At 35.4% G+C, this 16,909-nt stretch carries 18 protein-coding genes; all 18 read right to left on the bottom strand.

Annotated features, from left to right (window positions below; all coding sequences use genetic code 11):
* The gene (locus BVE84_RS04485; RefSeq protein ID WP_076995866.1) at nt 1–2,223 is read right to left on the bottom strand and encodes a lasso peptide biosynthesis B2 protein; all 2,223 of its coding nucleotides are present in this window, start codon (nt 2,221–2,223) and stop codon (nt 1–3) included.
* A gap of 3 nt (nt 2,224–2,226) precedes the next feature.
* A complete protein-coding gene (locus BVE84_RS04480) occupies nt 2,227–2,478 on the bottom strand; it encodes a PqqD family protein (RefSeq protein WP_076995865.1) in 252 nt (83 codons plus the stop codon).
* An 11-nt stretch (nt 2,479–2,489) separates the two neighbouring features.
* Nucleotides 2,490–4,217 (bottom strand): asparagine synthase-related protein, encoded by a 1,728-nt coding sequence (locus tag BVE84_RS04475; RefSeq protein ID WP_076995864.1) that lies wholly within the window; start codon nt 4,215–4,217, stop codon nt 2,490–2,492.
* Nucleotides 4,218–4,694: 477 nt separating this feature from the next.
* The gene (locus tag BVE84_RS10705; RefSeq protein WP_135017433.1) at nt 4,695–4,817 is read right to left on the bottom strand and encodes a putative RiPP precursor; all 123 of its coding nucleotides are present in this window, start codon (nt 4,815–4,817) and stop codon (nt 4,695–4,697) included.
* Nucleotides 4,818–5,147: 330 nt separating this feature from the next.
* Nucleotides 5,148–7,013 (bottom strand): SAG1250 family conjugative relaxase, encoded by a 1,866-nt coding sequence (locus BVE84_RS04470; protein ID WP_076995863.1) that lies wholly within the window; start codon nt 7,011–7,013, stop codon nt 5,148–5,150.
* Complete coding sequence (locus tag BVE84_RS04465; protein WP_076995862.1) at nt 7,000–7,365, bottom strand: MobC family plasmid mobilization relaxosome protein; 366 nt, start codon at nt 7,363–7,365, stop codon at nt 7,000–7,002. Before BVE84_RS04465 ends, BVE84_RS04470 begins: the two co-directional genes overlap by 14 nt.
* Nucleotides 7,365–7,730 (bottom strand): SAG1252 family conjugative relaxosome accessory protein, encoded by a 366-nt coding sequence (locus BVE84_RS04460; protein WP_012775113.1) that lies wholly within the window; start codon nt 7,728–7,730, stop codon nt 7,365–7,367. Before BVE84_RS04460 ends, BVE84_RS04465 begins: the two co-directional genes overlap by 1 nt.
* A gap of 394 nt (nt 7,731–8,124) precedes the next feature.
* Nucleotides 8,125–8,979: an acyltransferase gene (locus tag BVE84_RS04455; RefSeq protein WP_076995861.1), complete on the bottom strand. Its 855-nt coding sequence runs from the start codon at nt 8,977–8,979 to the stop codon at nt 8,125–8,127.
* A gap of 6 nt (nt 8,980–8,985) precedes the next feature.
* Nucleotides 8,986–9,450 carry a Mov34/MPN/PAD-1 family protein gene (locus BVE84_RS04450; RefSeq protein ID WP_052506922.1) on the bottom strand — a complete coding sequence of 155 codons (465 nt, stop codon included), beginning with the start codon at nt 9,448–9,450 and terminating at the stop codon, nt 8,986–8,988.
* On the bottom strand, nt 9,428–11,194 hold the full coding sequence (locus tag BVE84_RS04445) for a ThiF family adenylyltransferase (protein ID WP_076995860.1): 1,767 nt from the start codon (nt 11,192–11,194) through the stop codon (nt 9,428–9,430). The genes BVE84_RS04450 and BVE84_RS04445 overlap by 23 nt, the downstream gene beginning before the upstream one ends.
* An 8-nt stretch (nt 11,195–11,202) precedes the next feature.
* Entirely contained in the window at nt 11,203–12,225 is a 1,023-nt protein-coding gene (locus BVE84_RS04440; protein ID WP_076995859.1) for a cyclic GMP-AMP synthase DncV-like nucleotidyltransferase, read from the bottom strand.
* A 106-nt stretch (nt 12,226–12,331) separates the two neighbouring features.
* The gene (locus BVE84_RS04435) at nt 12,332–12,628 is read right to left on the bottom strand and encodes a hypothetical protein (protein ID WP_076995858.1); all 297 of its coding nucleotides are present in this window, start codon (nt 12,626–12,628) and stop codon (nt 12,332–12,334) included.
* A 49-nt stretch (nt 12,629–12,677) separates the two neighbouring features.
* Nucleotides 12,678–13,073: a DUF5945 family protein gene (locus BVE84_RS04430; protein WP_076995857.1), complete on the bottom strand. Its 396-nt coding sequence runs from the start codon at nt 13,071–13,073 to the stop codon at nt 12,678–12,680.
* Nucleotides 13,070–13,297, bottom strand: coding sequence for a DUF5965 family protein (locus tag BVE84_RS04425; RefSeq protein ID WP_076995856.1), 228 nt, complete (start codon nt 13,295–13,297; stop codon nt 13,070–13,072). Before BVE84_RS04425 ends, BVE84_RS04430 begins: the two co-directional genes overlap by 4 nt.
* A 53-nt stretch (nt 13,298–13,350) precedes the next feature.
* Nucleotides 13,351–14,427 carry a toprim domain-containing protein gene (locus BVE84_RS04420; RefSeq protein WP_076995855.1) on the bottom strand — a complete coding sequence of 359 codons (1,077 nt, stop codon included), beginning with the start codon at nt 14,425–14,427 and terminating at the stop codon, nt 13,351–13,353.
* A 63-nt stretch (nt 14,428–14,490) separates the two neighbouring features.
* Nucleotides 14,491–16,347, bottom strand: a complete 1,857-nt coding sequence (locus BVE84_RS04415) for a recombinase family protein (protein WP_001820670.1) — start codon at nt 16,345–16,347, stop codon at nt 14,491–14,493.
* Between the two features lie 54 nt (nt 16,348–16,401).
* Complete coding sequence (locus BVE84_RS04410) at nt 16,402–16,665, bottom strand: hypothetical protein (protein ID WP_000253176.1); 264 nt, start codon at nt 16,663–16,665, stop codon at nt 16,402–16,404.
* Nucleotides 16,665–16,895, bottom strand: coding sequence for a YdbC family protein (locus tag BVE84_RS04405; protein WP_001206986.1), 231 nt, complete (start codon nt 16,893–16,895; stop codon nt 16,665–16,667). Before BVE84_RS04405 ends, BVE84_RS04410 begins: the two co-directional genes overlap by 1 nt.
* Nucleotides 16,896–16,909: the final 14 nt, after the last annotated feature.

The raw sequence follows: 16,909 nt of genomic DNA, 5'->3' as shown, positions 1-16,909 counted from the left end.
CTATACTAAAAATTGTTCTTTGGCCAACTCTTTATATAATGGAACAGATTCCAATAGCTCCACATGAGTCCCACTTCCTACAAGTCTTCCGTGTTCCAAAACAAAGATTTCATCTGAATCTAAAATTGTAGATAATCTATGAGCAACCATTATTATGGTTCTCTCACCTCTCATACTTTTGATTGCTTCCTTCATTTTCTTCTCACTAAGACTATCCAGATTCGAAGTTAACTCATCCAGCAAGAGTATCTTTGCATCGGAAAGTATTGCTCTTGCCATTGCCAATCTCTGTCTTTCTCCTCCTGATAAATTGAAACCTCCTTCACCAATTTGACTTTCAATCCCAGATACCCCCCTTTGAATCAAATGCTCCAAACCAACTTTTTTTAAAGCGTCACAACATTCATCATAGGTTACATTAGCATTACCCATTTTTAGATTTTCTAAAATTGTACCAGCTACTAATGGTGAGTTTTGCTCAACATAAGAAATATTAGAACGTAAGGCCTCGCGACTCATTGTTCGGAAATCTTGTCCAAATATCTTTATACTACCACTGGTAATATCATAGAATCTTTCAATGAGGTAAAGAAGTGTGCTTTTCCCCGCACCAGACGGACCGACAATACTGACGTAATCTCCACTATTTATTTCGAAAGTAATATCCTTTAATATATAATTATCATCCGATTGAATATCCTGAAATTTGTAAGAATCATATGAAAAAGTTACATTCGCAAATTCAATCGCTTTGCTTCCATCCGACTTAGTTTCTAGATTTAAAATGATATCATTATCTTCTTCTTTTGGAAGATTGATAATTTCAGTAATTCTACCTAAGGCTCCCAAAGCTTCTGAAATAGTTGTGACCGATGAAAATATTTGTCCTACTGGTGAAATAGCGATATACATTAATAGCATAAAAGAAGTTAGACTTGCAATAGACATTTGCCCAGTAGAAACACGGTATCCTCCGACTCCCAAAATAATTATCCCACACAACTGCAAGCTAAAATTTGATATCGGTGTCATTATTGATTGCACTCTTGCAACTCCAATTCCCAAGTTTTTTACTTCTTGTGCCTCAGATAACATTTTAGATAATTCTGAATTCGTTTCATTTGTCGATCGAATTGTTCGAATTCCTACGATTAGCCTATTTAAGTATGCTGTCATTTTCCCCAAGCCCTGATGAGCTTTATAACTTGCTGTTTGAATCAAACTACTCATCAATAAAATAAATAGGAATGATAAAGATATGGAAATAATTGTAATTATTGCAAGATAAGTATCCTTTAGAAATAATGTAAATATCGCACCTAAACTCAAGAACAATCCACTCGTTAGAGCAACGGTTGATTGAATGATTCCTGCTCTTAGTTTACTTGTATCACTGCTAAAGCGACTAATTAGGTCTCCTGCGGATAGATCATTATATTTATAAATAGGAAGTTTCAGAAATTGAATAATTAAATTTTTTCTTGATTGAAATACTGCACTTTCTCCCATTAATTGTAAGAAATAATATTGCAAACTGGAAATAATTGTTGAACCCACGATAATAGCAATAAGCGTATATATAGTGGAATTATTGAATAAATTTACTCCCTTTTGAGAGATTACTTTAGATAAAAGTTCTGGTTGTAATAACGTTAAAATGGACGTAAGTATTCCCAAACATAAAACGATTAAAAAATAGTTTCTTTTATTTTCTATCAAAGCAAGTAAATCACGGAATTTTACATTAATCATAGTATCGTTTACTTCTTCTATATCTTCAGTTATCATATGTTTACGCTCTTCATTTTTATCATCTAGAGTTTTCACTACTCTTTCATACGATGATACTTCTTCTAGCTCTTTAATCGGATTTCCATTTACTTCCACCCATGCATGAGATCTAAAGGGGTTCATAGCAAATCCAGTACACCAACTTGCACGTTTATTGAAAAGAAGTAAGAACATTATTACTCCTAATGATCTTTTTACGCATCCATCTTGATTCCTACACTTACGGCTTACAGTACATATTGCATCACGCGCTAATACAGCTTCATTTTCTGTGGCAGATAATTTCGAGTCACTTAACTTATTAATCAAAAACTCAATTCTTGTAGGCGAGAGCTTTGTAAGCGGATAAGAGATTAGTAGAGCTATTTGTGCTAGTAATCTGTACTTTAGCTGAACATAGGAGTATGACTCTTGATTGAGCTGCATATCCATAATCTATATCCCTCCCCTTTTTAGAGACTGTATAAAATCTTTAACATCTTGTTTTGCAACATCGGTTTCAATGGAATACGCAACAGATATAGCGCTAACTATTTCTTCTTCATTTTTATTTTTAGATAGTAATTCTAAAATTTTAACACCTACATCATTTGTTTGAAAGTATATCCCTTGATCTTTGTCAAATACAATTGCACCATTATCTTGCTTTATTATTTTTAGTCTTGTTTTAGATCCTTTATTAAACATAGTTACAAACCTCATTCATTCTTCATATACAATTTGATCTGCCTTATCCAACGTTCTACCGAACATAACTTTTCAAAATAATCAATTTTACTCGGATTTCCCGCTGGTAATGACAGCTCTAATTTTAACTTTTCAACATCAACAATTCCCATTTTTACCAATTCAAATTGTTCTAACTTGTGGAAGTTTTTACGAACTGCTTCTCTGTATCCACTATATAAGGCATCTGAATAATCGCCTTTAAACCCCCTGTCAAAAACTTCAATTGGTACGATTCCCTTCAATGCTTTTTGCAATACCGGTTTTGTTAGTTTTGAACTAACTTTATATTTTGCTGGAATTTGAAGACAAATTTCTACTAATTTTTTATGTAAAAATGGTGTTGCCCAATAAATGGAATTAGTGGTTAATTGAATTTGTCGCAATACTGATTTTTGAAATATTAAAGATTGAATTATCTGAAATGTTGTTCTATCAGTGATTATTGGCTCAGAATTGGAAAATAATAACGAGTTTAAAAAACTTTGCGATTCTTTTTTGGATTTTTCACTGAGCCAACTTGGTACTTGTAGACCATCCACCCATCCCAGTTCTCTCTTGATAGGTTCAGAAGATTCGTTGAAGACAATTTCTAAATTTTGGGTTATGGTTTTCAAATATCCTCTCTTATCTAACAAATCCAATAAGCAACTAAAAAATGGTCTTCTCATTATCAAACTATATTTCAGAGCATAAAGTAGTCCACCTAATTTTTCCTGACGGACAATATTCCAGGGATTAGAAGGCATCGGTGTAAATAATTCATCACCGCCAATACCTAGAAAGTGAGTCGGATATTTTCTACCTTTCTGGTAACCAATCACTGATTTCAAATATCCTTCTGAATCCGCCCACAATAACGGAGAACTTGGAATAATATTATTGATATATTTTTCATCGATCGCAAATCTTTTCTCTGTTATTTCTATCGAGTCAAACTTTTTCAACTCCCTACCAAGATTTTTTGCAATAAATGTCGCCCATTTAGTATCACTATTAGCAGCGGTACTTGATTCGGCGTGCAAAATAGAGAAGTCAGGTATCATTTTATTCAAGGTAAAAGCAATAGTTGCAGAATCAACACCTCCTGATACATCACTTGACACTTCATTTCCCATATTCAAATCATGATGAATGCCATTTAAAAACTCTTCTTTTATTTTTATTATTAGTTTATTAAAATCTTTTGTGTCTACTTCATAACTTGGAACTCTTTTTTCTAAACAACCCTTTTCAGATATTTCTAAATAGTTTAAAGGTTTTATATTTACTAGCTCTTCCCAGAGGCTAATTGTTTGAAATGGATAATATGGAAGTCCAAAAATAAATTGACTCGCTAAACGCTTCGTAGAGAGTTTTAAATTCAAATATTTTGCAATTTCTACGGAGGAATCGCTAAAAATTATATTCTTATTATTCTCAAACCAAGATAGTCTTGAATCTAAATAAGGAGAAATAATATATGTTCTTTCAGCCATTTCAACAATAATTAAACCATTTATAACATGATCCTGAAGTACTGATATTGTTTCTTCAAAATTACTGATATCATTCTGTTCTATAATTGAGCATACTTCTTCGACATAGCCTTCCAAACAATAGATTTTTGTTTTATTTACAGAAACGGTTCTATATAAATTTTTAGTAAGGAATATTATTTTTTTATCAGAATATGTTTCAAAAAAATACTTATTTACCATATATATTAACAACCTCAAAAATAAAAAACAAAGCATCTCGATATTCGTAGTTCTGGGATGAATATCGAAATACTTTATTCAAAATTATTTACCGTTGTAATACATAGTTCTAAGCTTAGAACTCAATTGTAACTCTTACAATTGCACGTCCACCAAAGACATCACGAAACTTACCAGTCCATAGACCTTTAGTGTCTTTTTTGAAAGTTGCAATTGATTCAAATGTTGGTTTGCAATATTTCATTTTAAACTCCTTCTATCATTTATACTAATGCCAGAACCCATTGGTATAAATGAAAAATATTTTTCAAGAGATATCTCTTGATTTAATTAAATTCTATAATATAAATTTCAGAAAAATATCAGAAAATAGATTAAGATTGAACTTATTTCGGATATTTTTCACTTCCACTCCGTGGATCACTTGGTTTCCACAATAATTAATACATTACTTAAAAATATATCTGGGTAATAGAATTATATTTTAATTAAAAATAAAGCCCTGCCTCCAAATATATCTCTGAAGCTACCTACAACTAATCCTGCAGTACCATTTTTAAAAGTAGAAATTTTTTCTATAACTGGCTTTGTATAATTCATTTATTTTCCTTTCTAAGTCAATTTTTAATAGTCCAGACTGTTTGACTAATAAAATAGTAACAAAGATTATTCAGATTTTTTTCAGAAAAAAATAAATTTATAAACAATTACTGATTTAAGCAAACTTATTTTATGTTTAAAACAAGGATAATTCCCAACAAATGATAAAGTTCGAGACACTATTCTTGTTTTATTTAACTATCGTCACCGACAAGCTCCAACTGATAGAGAGAAACTCCCAAGTTTTGAGGTTCATAGTCCTGACAATCTAAATACTCTCATACCAAACCTGATAAATGATTAATACTCAGCAGAAAAGCCGAGTGTTTTTTAGTCCAATTCTTTATCATGGGTTTCCCTTGGTCTGACACCTGTTCTATTCAAGACCTCCACAAAATTTTCCAATTTTCTGACAGCTTCTTCATAGTTATCAAATAACCGAATGAGTTGGTCTTGATTTTCTAAAATCTCTCGTTCAATTTGCTCCAAAGTTATACCCTCTGTCAGATTGAGTTTGGAAAATTCATAACGTGCCAATCGCCTACGTTCTATATCGTGACTTTTGAGATTGACTAAGACTTCTGCTATCTTATTTAAGATGGCGGTTTTTTCGTTGAGTTCTGACATGCTAACATCGTACGTCGCAATTTCCGCCACCAACTCATCTTTAATGTCCGTATAAGCTCGATTTGTAACATTGAGTTCAATCAAGAGATTGACTTCAGCGATTTTCTCCTGTAACTCTTTTAGATTTGGTCGCCTACGATAAGGCAAGCTTTTGTTGTCTTGTGTCAGCTGACGAATCAAGTCACGCCCTTTCATATAGCGGTTCTTATCCGAACTTTCCTTATTGTAGATAAAATAAGACGTGATTTCTCGAAGGAAAATCTTAAACCTCTTTTCCTCCTCTTTCTCAATCTCATCCAGCTGATAATTGGGAATAAATATCAAGCCCTCTTTTTTCACACCAAAGGCTACCTTGATGAAAATGCCACCCTCAACTTCTTTGTCAACCTGATGCGGGGCAAGCTCCACCTCAAACTCATGAACAGCCTTACGATTTTCGGAGAACGTTTCATAGTCTGAGACGATACTTTCTACTGTTGATAACTTCTCCGCTTGCTCTGCGAGAAATACTTCAAAATCTTCCTTGATATTATCACTCAGCTCAATGTCAGTATCTGACCGTTCTGAAAAATAATCTTGGAAGAAAGAGACATCATAAAGCGTTTTCTTGCTCACTTGTTGATGTCCTAGAGAAATTTTCTGGTCATTTTCCGTAAGGGTAAAGGTCACATTTTTCTGTTTGAGTTGAATAAATAGTCCAAGTTCCTCTGCCATTTCCAATAATTCTTGTAAAGTTTTCACTCTAGGCAATAAAAAATGTAATCGTTGCTCAATGGCACCCTTGGCAAATGCTTTTCGGAAATAGCTCTCATCATAAGGTTCCCTGCGATTAAGCTGTCGCCCGCGAATGGGTTTGACCTGATCTCTATCCGTCATCAAAAAGGTAGTATGCTTGCTTGAGAAGTCAATAGTCAAATGCAGCTGCTCTGCTTTTTTCAAAAAGTCCTCAAAATCCTTGGACTGTTCCATCAAAAAATACAGGCGTTGCTTGAGTTCAAACTTATGATTGGTCTTGCGATAAACGTCGTACTGCTGATGTGAATAGCGATTCGTGATAATTTTTGCACCAGCCTCTTTGGAAATGCGGTCTGAAATCATACGAAGATTTCGTTCCAAGGCATAGTTCCACTTGAGCTTTTTATCAGATTGAAGGTCAACAGAATTGATTAAGATGTGATTATGAATGTGTGACTGGTCAATATGGGTTGCAACGATAAAACGAAAATTTCCGCCAGTAAGTTCTTTGACAGTCTCATAACCAATCCGATTGATCTCTTCAGGTGTTAACTTATCGTCAGGCGAAAAGGATTGAATGAGGTGGTGGGCATGAATTTTCTGTTGGCGTTTTTCTTGTCTGTCATTTCTGGAATCGTACAAGCCGTCATTGTTCAAAAAATTGGCCTGATACATCTTGACCATTTCCTCATAACTGGGAAAATCCAGGTAATTACTCATGCCAAAATCTGAAACCAATTTGAGCTGGGCTGTCTTTTCTGGGTTGAGAATGTAGCGAATTAGGTTCTTTCGATACTTTCGACTATGTGTGGCATAATGCTTAGTGATGACCATAGAAATCCCTTAGCTGTTCAGCCTTGATTTGAAAATCTTTCTCCACTTCCGATACCAGCTCTGCCATCCCTTGACCTAAGCCTTGAAGCTGCTCCATAGAAATCAGATGAGTCTGGTTAATGACACGGGCAATCTGGTTGACGTTGTTGCCTATCCGCCGCAGCTCAAAGACCAAATCCTGATAAGTGGTCGTGTCAATTATGATAAAATTTCTGTTCGGATCAAGTAAGACTTTTCTGGCATACTCTGAAAAAGTTTTACATCTGCTTTGCGAAATACAGTCATTAAGCTGAGCCAGTTCCCTATCTGTCAAAAACACTTTTTTGAGGTTAGTGCGGTAGCGATAATCCATTAGCGACCTCCTATATACTTCTCACGAAAGTCTGGACTGAGCGGGATAGACTTCTCAACTTCTGCCATCAGTTCCAGCACACAGGTCAAAATAATGCGTAGATGTTCAGAGGTGACTTGTTGGTATTCCTCCGCAAGGACAGTCACTTGATGAATGTCTCGGCTGATTTCTTCCAATTTTTGAGACTGCCATAGAGAAGACCAGGTCTCCAAAATGTCTTTTTGGCGGTCTTTTTGTAACAAGTTTTGGCGGAGAAAATCTGAAAAAGTCTCCGAACCTTGCTCTTTCATCATCTCTTTTAGCAATATTTCTTCCTGCTTAGTCACTCGAAACTGCTTACGAATTAGCTTTAAGTCTTGACTCATCTTAACACTTCCCTTCCATTCTGCTTGTCTAACAATGTCAGGCTGCCTCACACTGTCAGTACGCCCTAGAAAAGCCTCAAGGTGTCCCTTTTCGGCTTTTGCGAGCTCAGATATTGTGTCCACAATATCCTAAAAATCATATCGCCAGCTGACTAAAACCTTCCAGTTTTGACAGCTAACGATAAGATAACTTGGTGGCTTCGCCCCCAAACCCCCAGTGAAAAATCAAGGATTGATTTTCTTAGGAATGGTATTAGGATAATAGAGGTGATTTGGAAAAGGTATCACAGCTTGAAAAATGAGGGGAAGAAAAAAGAGAGCCGAAGCTCTCAGAGAAATAATATGCAGTCGAATGCTAAGAAGAATGTTATAATCCTCATCCATTGGTATCCATTTAATTTTCGTATATTACAAATGGAGCTTTGTAAATTTTTGTTTCATCCATCTGTATAACTGAGACTTTATCAAAACCTGATCTATCTAATGTTAAAAATGCTTTTCCTACAATTCCTTGTGTATTTAATGGATTTGTTGTCATGAATAGATTAACCTCATTATAGGTGTTAACCATTTTCTGTACCTCTTCTCGAACTGTACTAACTAATAGAGGATTGTTATATCTGTTACCACTATAATTTCTTTGTGATGAAATTTTTACTGTTGTATTTTCCAAATAGTCAGTTGCTAATTTTTCTATAGGAATATCATATGTATCACATACTAATAAATTTACAACTTTATTCTTTTTGTTTTCAATTAGATACTCAACAATAATTTCTCCTTGAAATTCATCATATTGAACAACTGATGATTCAGAGATAAACTCTGAAAAAACTCCATTATTAATAAGTTCAAACTGCATTGGTATTGAGACACCTATAAGTTGTAACTTTCGATAACCTAATAAATTTGCTGCAATCCACAGTCTTTTATAACAGTTATGAAGATATACAGAATGACCATCATTAAATGTTCGTTCAGCATTGTTTTTTCTAAAAATCATCAATAATGAAGTAGAGATTAATAAATAAAGAACTATATAAGTAGCGGTAGAATTATCAGGAATTATTTCAAAAATAGCTCTTGTAAAAAAATTGGTATTTGATATTTTTTCAACTTCAACCAGGGTCAAACTCTTCCCAATCAAATAACAAATCAGAATTGGAAATATAAAAATTAATACTAATGGTAAATAAAATTTTTGAGACCAAAAAAAGAATTTCTTAAATAATTTATTTTTTCGATTCATACGTATCTATACATCCTTAAAATAGATTAGAGTGGATTGCCACTTATTTGATTCCCTAAAGTAAAATCTACCAGCCCGAAGTCCAACTATTAAAAAGAATAACCTGTCATCATTATCTGAGATAATTTTTTCCCATGAGTTAATGTCAACACAAGACGCAGTAGGTATATCTTCAGGATGGGTATGCCATTCTCCAATTAAACTTATAAAACCTGAACTTTTACCAAAATAATCATCTGCAAACTTCTGATGATATGGAGAAGTTTTTGAGAATTTAAATCTACTTCTTACATCATTATCCTGTGGTTCTGAAAAATTTATAATAAGTATCGAATTATTTAAAAGTCTCTTACCAACAAAAATACCACCCGCTTCTGGTTCCAAACCCAATTGCCTAAACTCTAGTAATGAATTAAAAATATCAGATGGTATTACAATTTGATATTTATTATTCAGATTTACATATATCAACTTTATAATCTCCGTTACACTCTGGACAAGATATATTTGTTCTTAAAGAAACATTTAATAAATCACTATTTTTTAAACAATTGTAGTATCGAACACTATATGTAAATCCTTCTTTACCAAACTGTTTATCTGAACCAATTTCTGATACTAGTCTGTTTTCAGAAGAAAATTCCCCATCCAAGTACTGTAAATATACTTCTATAGCTTTATTTGCCAAAGAACTAGGCGCAATAACATTATAAGGAATAAATGAAGAATAACAGCTAGCTAAACGCTTTTCAAATATTTGATTTTTCTCTGCAAAAGAGGCTCTATTATTAACAAGATGCCCATCTTCATAGTTCATACACATATAGCATCCATTATTTTGCGGAGAAACTAGTAGGTTATGATACCCAACTCCATATGGATCTAACCAGCAATACAATACCGTTTTTCCAATTTTTCTGAAAAAATGATTAATTTCAAAATTAGTTTTAGTATCTCCGACACAAGAAAAAACAAAATCATATTCATAAAATAAATTTGTATTCTTCCGAACTATTTCTTGAAATCGGATACCCTCACATTCAATTTCTAAATCAGGATTTTCTTTTTTCAATCTATCTTCTAAAGCGTCTACTTTTTGAATATTATCTATTATACTATCCATACCTAAGTAGTGTCTTGAAATGTTATCGACCGTTAAAAAATCAGGATCTATTAAAAGAAGTTTCTCTATACCCATTTTAGATAAATTGTTTGCAACAAATGATCCTACAGATCCAAGTCCAACAATTACAACTCTTTTATTCAGAAAATCATATTCTTGGGATGTCCTACTCACTCTATACTCCTTGTCGAATCTTGTAATATATACTGGAGTAATATTGAAACTCCCATTTTTTGATTTTTTAGCCTTAGAACCAATTTTTTTTCTATCTTTATTTTTTTGTGGTACCTTATTATCAATTTTAAATGGATATTTGGAAGTTCTAGACTCAAAAAGCGCACCAAACAAAACATAATCATTATCAGATATAGGAAGTGATAAAATTAATATGAATGACTTTCGTTTCGTTTTACACCACTTTTGGAAGCGCCGTCTAACACCCGAAGATAGATTTCCTGTGATCATTTTCTTAAACGTTGCTTCTGTTAGTTCATTCAGGGGATTAGGAGGAATCACAGAATTCGAATCTTTAAGTGGAAGTATGTAAACATCTCTACTTTTTTTAGAATGTGGCGCAACACTCCCTTTGAGTTGTGAACCATAATTAAAAAGATGGAATTTCTGATTCGACAGGACTAATTCATATTTCTCAAATGTACTGACCCTGGATAAGTAACTTCGAATCTCTATATATTTTGTTTTTGACTTCAAACAACTGATATGCCAATATGACAGAAACTCTTTCCTGAGCTCTTCGGTCATTTTTGGTGTATCCCAACTATCCAGTAATTCCTTTACTTTTTCACAGCAATCTTTTAATAATCCACTTGGATTATTAAAGTCCCAAATTAAATTATCTTCTGAAATGTAACACAATTTCCCTTCGGAACCGACATGGCTGTACCATTTATTAAAATCCATATAATTTGAAAGATAGATTTCAGGAAGTGAATGGGGAAAATCATTAGAAATGATAATTTTTAAGGTAAATTTTTTATATTGATAAAAATAGCATTCCTTATCTTCTAATTCCAGGCTCTCTGAAGGTATTTCGTCAAAGTACATCTGGAATATTTCTTTTTTTTCTAACATACACGCCTCTAAGCACTTGGATAATCACTAATTATAGCTCGAGTTCCAAAGTTTTCTGCTGTCTCTTTTTGTTCAATAATAGGAAAATCATCACCAAACTGTTTACTCAATACTTTTGTAGACTCACTTAAATCAGTAGAATTTATTGCCTCATCTAGTGAGTCTCTTAATTTTTCTAATTTATTCTTAAAGGCTTCCATTTGTATATTTGATACCCTTTCATATACATCAGTATATGGCTTAACCGGTAAGTAAACCTCTAATCTCGGATAAAATAAGTTTCTATCAACATCATATGTATCCGAAAATGAATTAATCATAGTATTTACTAAATTTCTTAAAGCTGAAATATCATCATAAGTAGTGTTTCCTGATAAATAGTCTACTTTTTTGCTTACAGAAAAATTACTGACAGCAAAAACTGAAATTCCAATTCCTGTCGGTCTATTATCTTGATTTTTAAATTTGAGATCTTTCCATCTTTTTAAGTAACGAATTACTCTCCGAAATTGGTTTCTGTCTTCTGAGTTCTCCATAGCATTATTAATTTTTTTCGTTAATTCTACAGGGTCTGCTTCCTCCCATTTAATATTTTCATCAATACTATTAAGTTTTCCTCTGGCTAAAAAATAGTTATCATTTTCAGTACAATACACCGCTATATCAATGTGAACATTATCTTCAGGAAATGATACTGTCACACATGGATTTTTTACTTTGACTCTATTTTCACCAAATTCAGAGACTAGTGCATCAAAAATAAATTTCTTTACCTCTTTAGGAGAATTCGAATGTCTATCAACATCGATTTTTAAACCTCTATCTAAGTCATAATCTCCTTCATCGGTTGGCAAAATACCTGTGTAAGTTGAGTAGCTTCCTTGGTTGAAAAAGCTTTTTCCAAATTCTGAAACACCATTGTTAATTACTTCTTCAACCTCTTTACGTTTGTCGATTAAAACCTTTTTATCATCAGCATCTAGCTTAATTGTGTTGTGAAATTTAATAAACTGTGATTGTAAAGTTGGCATGAGTTCCTCCTTAAATTAACGTCGTTATTTATCTTCATTATATCATGTAAAACGACAATTGTTGAATTATTAATTGAATGATAAAAACTTCTCTATAATTGGTCTGTTATTTGTTATTATTGCTCTCTCGCCTACCTTGTCTAAATCTCTCAATGTTTTTTTCCAATTGTTCCGTGTTAAGTTTATTTTTCGCTTCCTGGATTGACCTATCAAGACTTTGTTCCTCAGCGGTTATAACGCTTTGAGATATTTCAACTCTCCTATCAGGCTTGATATCTGGATCAAAAACCACATCTAGGAGTTTCTCTACTTTGGTTAGTTCAGTATCTGACATCTCTGATAGTCGATGAATCAGTCGTTTAAATCGATCCTGATTCTGTGTTTTCTTTTGAATGAATTTCATTATCTTCTCCTTACATTGTAAAAAGGTAGCCCGCATAGGACTACCTGACTTATAAATCATCAATAGCTACTGAAATAGCCTGTAACTTTTTATTTTGGATTTTCTTTTCATCAATCAATTGATGAAGTTCTTCAATTTGCTTCTGACAGGCGGAAATATCCTTGTTGTTTTGTGCAATAGTGTCTGCCAAGTGCTGTTTGTAGTCACTTGTAATATTTACATTTACCTTCTTCGGCTGATTTTGTTTAACTTTTAATTCAGGCGTCTGTACATCTTTAGATTCTGACTCCTTTTGTTGCTGTTCAAAAGCAGCCACATAATCTACTTCTTCAATTGGTTTTTCATCCTGTTTATGGAAAAGTGCTGCGATTTTAGCTCGTTCTTCATGGGCCGATGTCGGTTTCACGTCATCTAGTGGCTGATCAAAATTCCATGTTTTACTCATTCTGTATCCTCATTTCTGTAATCTGGGTGTAGTGTAGTTTCTTTACCAAATGCTTGCTCTAGTGCTTCATGAAATGACAACTGACTAGATTGTTGCCGTTTGATAAAGGTACTGTACATTGCAGTTTGTAGTTGGTCACGATAGTTTTCCAATTTCTTAGTCTCACGTGAGACCTTTTCTTCTTGCCTAGCTACTTTTTCAGCCAGACGTTCAATCACACTCATAGGGGGTCCTCCTTGTCACTCTCTAGATTATGATAGTGGGCTTGATTTTGTTATCACAATTCCAAAGCGTGCTCTCGTTTAGGTGGAGGATGATTCTTATTAACTTGTGCTTGGGCTGTTTGGATAAAATCACTTAAGGATATTTCCTTCTGTTGTTTCACAATATCATTCCAATCTGCCTTTGTTGCAAGTCCTTGTAATGATGGTAAATCCTGAGAAATCGGAAGTCCTTTATCTGACAGTTTCTGACAAAATTCTCTTCCTGCTTCATCGTTATCAACAGCCAATGTTATGACGTTTGAATTAGTTTGAAAAAAGGTTGTCGTCTCTTGTATTGCCTGAAGATAATGGCTAAGTCTGCTTGGTTTTACTGTATCTAGAATTGCCAATTTCCCTTGTTCCTCTGCCGCTAGACGCAAGGTCTGATAAGCAATCACTGCAAGTTTTAAGCCTTCCATTGACACCAGACGAACATCTGATAGCTGCTTGTGGTGAAGCTGATAATAACTCATCATATCGATTACGGATTCACAAAAAATGAGTCGCTTGGGATTCCCAATATCGAAACTAATACCAACATGGCCATGAGAACCTTTCATGATTTTCTTCAAATAACCACGTTTGTGTCTTTCTTCATTTTTGACAAGACCTTGAAGGCTAGTGGCCTGTAAGATCCCATTATGGTCATAGCTTTTTAACACTAATACTGGCTCCGATTGATAAGTAGCTTGAGCAAGCAATCCTTGTCTGCTAAAGGTATTAATAGTCTGATTACTTAGGCCACGGACACCTTTTAAGTAAGTACATGCTTGCTGAAAGGGTTCTTCATGCAAATAATATTGAAACGGTTGATAAGTTTCTTCCATCACCTTAGCTTGTTCAAAATCCCCAGTTTCAAGATAGGATACAGCCTCTTTGAAAGAAACACCTGCCACTAATTGAACAAAGTCAATCACATCCCCTTGTATATCTCTTGAAAACCATTTGAAAGTATTAGTATCCGCAAAAATCCGAAAGGAATCATGGTCTGGGTGTTCATAAATGTGTCCTGATAATCGTCTGAAGGAATAACCCAGACTTTCAGCTACATCTAAAATGGCCTTTTGTTTTACTGCTTTAATTCGTGTCATCTTGTCTCCCTATCAAAAAAAGCAGAAGACTGTCTCCTGCTAGTTGTTCTCACTTGTTGTAGTTCAGTCGGTCATTTTTTGCGGACAGTTCATACATGCTATCCTTTTCTGTTCTCTGCTCCTGCGTTTGCTCTCGTTTGATTTCTCCCTCCGTATCTTCTTGGCACAAGCAGGACAATACCTTGATGCACCAGAGCCCGGGACATATTCAACGCCGCACACCGTACAATTTTTAGCGGGCATTGCTGCCCACCGTTTTGTAGGTATGATATGTAATTCATCGACAAAGCCGATGAATTTATAGTAAATCTTGATTTCCTGCTTCACTGTTCCGTCTGCCATCTTCTCACGCTCCGAAACAAGTATCTTGTCTATGAGTGCGTTTATAACTGTTGCATCCAGTTCTTTTAAGCCTTGATAATTTCGGATAAGGGCGAGGAAGTCACGGATTCCCCGTGATTTCTCGTAGCTTTCATTAAGAGTTTCCGTCACCTCTTTCAGCCTTGCTTCAATTTCAAGCTGCTCTTTCTGGTATTTCCCCGACATCATCTCAAAATTCCGCTCGGTAATACGCTCCATGACCTTATCCTCGTAGAGAGAGGAAAACAGCCTGTCCAGTTCCGCAAGGCGTTTGTTCAGCTTCTTACGTTCTTTCTCTAATGCTTTCGCCCTGCTCTGGTCTGTTTCCGTGAGCCGCTTTTCTATGGCCCTGACCGCCTTTTCATCATTCACTGCCATATCCGCAAAACAGTTGATGTCGGCAAGAACGGCATTGAATAAATCCCTTGCTTCTATATTGTGGGCACTACACTCGCTTCTTCCGTTTCTTGCATAATTATTACATGAATACTGTACACAGTCGATAATCTCTGGGCGTTTCCTCCTGTGTACGTTCATTGCCCGCAGAGCACATCCGCAGTCCACACACTTGATAACGCCTGCAAAAATATTTACAAATCCTCCCTTGTTCTGTGGAAGCCTACGACTTGTAATAAGCTGTTGGACAATATCAAATTCCTCCTGCGTGACTATTCCCTCATGGGTATTGGGTATCACTTCCCATTCTTCGGGCAGCTTAGAGGGGCGTTTCTTGCTTTTCATATTGGCGGCAATCCGTTTGTAGCCTACAAGATTTCCCGCATATATCGGGCTTCTTAAAATGCTCCTCACGCTGTTCCCACTCCAAATATAGCGTTTGTCCTCGTTCCCCTCAAAATGACGTTCAAAGCCTGTTTCGCCACGCTCCGCCGCATAAGCGGCAGGGCGTAGGATATGCTGTTTATTAAGATGTCTGCAAATTTTGGCAACTCCATTCCCTTTTAATGCAAGGTCGAATATCTCTTTTACAACATGTGCCACTTTATCATCTATCAGCAGATGGTTGTGGTCGGCAGGGTCTTTGATATAGCCATAAGGGGCGGTAGTTCCCATGAATTTCCCCTGTTGAAACCTCGCCCGATATGCCGATTTTATCTTAACAGATATGTCAGCGGCATACATTTCGTTTAAAATGTTGCGGAAAGGCGTGATGTCCATAGCAGATTTATTCAAGGTATCTACGCCGTCATTGACCGCTATATACCTCACGTTATGCTCTGGGAAGAAAACTTCCAGATATAACCCACAATCAAGATAGTTTCTCCCCAGACGGGATAAATCTTTCGTAATCACGCAGTTTATCAGACCGCTTTCAATGTCTTTTATCATATTCTGGAAACTTGGTCTTTGGAAATTTGTACCAGAATAACCATCGTCCACATACGTTTTTGCTATGTGCCATCCCTGCTTTTTCACATAATCCGTGAGGATGGATTTCTGTGTCGCAATGCTCGCACTCTCGTTATCCGTACCATCGTCTTTAGATAAGCGGCAATAAATGCCGACTAAATAGATTTTCTTTTCTTCTTTGATTCCTGCCATACTGTAAAACCTCCGTATCTGTCCTATCTGTTTTCATGTCCCATTGCGTACATTCTAAGCGGACAGCCCCTCATTGTCGAAGGTGTCGCCCTCGGCAATCTTCTTCCGAATATCCTCGGAGATAATCGGGACAAACGCTTCTGTAACGGTCTGTGTGCCGACATATTCACGGCTGATTATCATCTGCACTGGTGCTTTTGGCACGATACGCTTTCTCTTTTTATCTGCTTTCTTATCCTCGCCCATACTTAAATCTTCCTTTCCAGACAGGGCAGGGAAGAGTTTGGAAATGTCCCCGCCCTGCCAATCAGATACCATTAATCCTCGCTGTTTAATTCTTTCTGTAATGCTTTAAGGAGTGCCGCCGCTTCATCAGCGTTCAGCGTGATTCCCTTGCCGCACTTTTCACGGTTCGGGGAAAAGCTGCGGATGTCATACTTCGGCTCTTTCCCATTCCATGAAATGAGATTGATTTCCTTTGTGTAGCCACTGTCGCCCGTAGACAATACTGCGATTTCCTTTACGATTTCATACTGGATTTCTCTCATTCTCCATACCTCAA

Source organism: Streptococcus azizii (assembly GCF_001984715.1).
Lineage (GTDB): Bacteria > Bacillota > Bacilli > Lactobacillales > Streptococcaceae > Streptococcus > Streptococcus azizii.
This window is presented reverse-complemented; position numbering and strand designations above follow the sequence as displayed.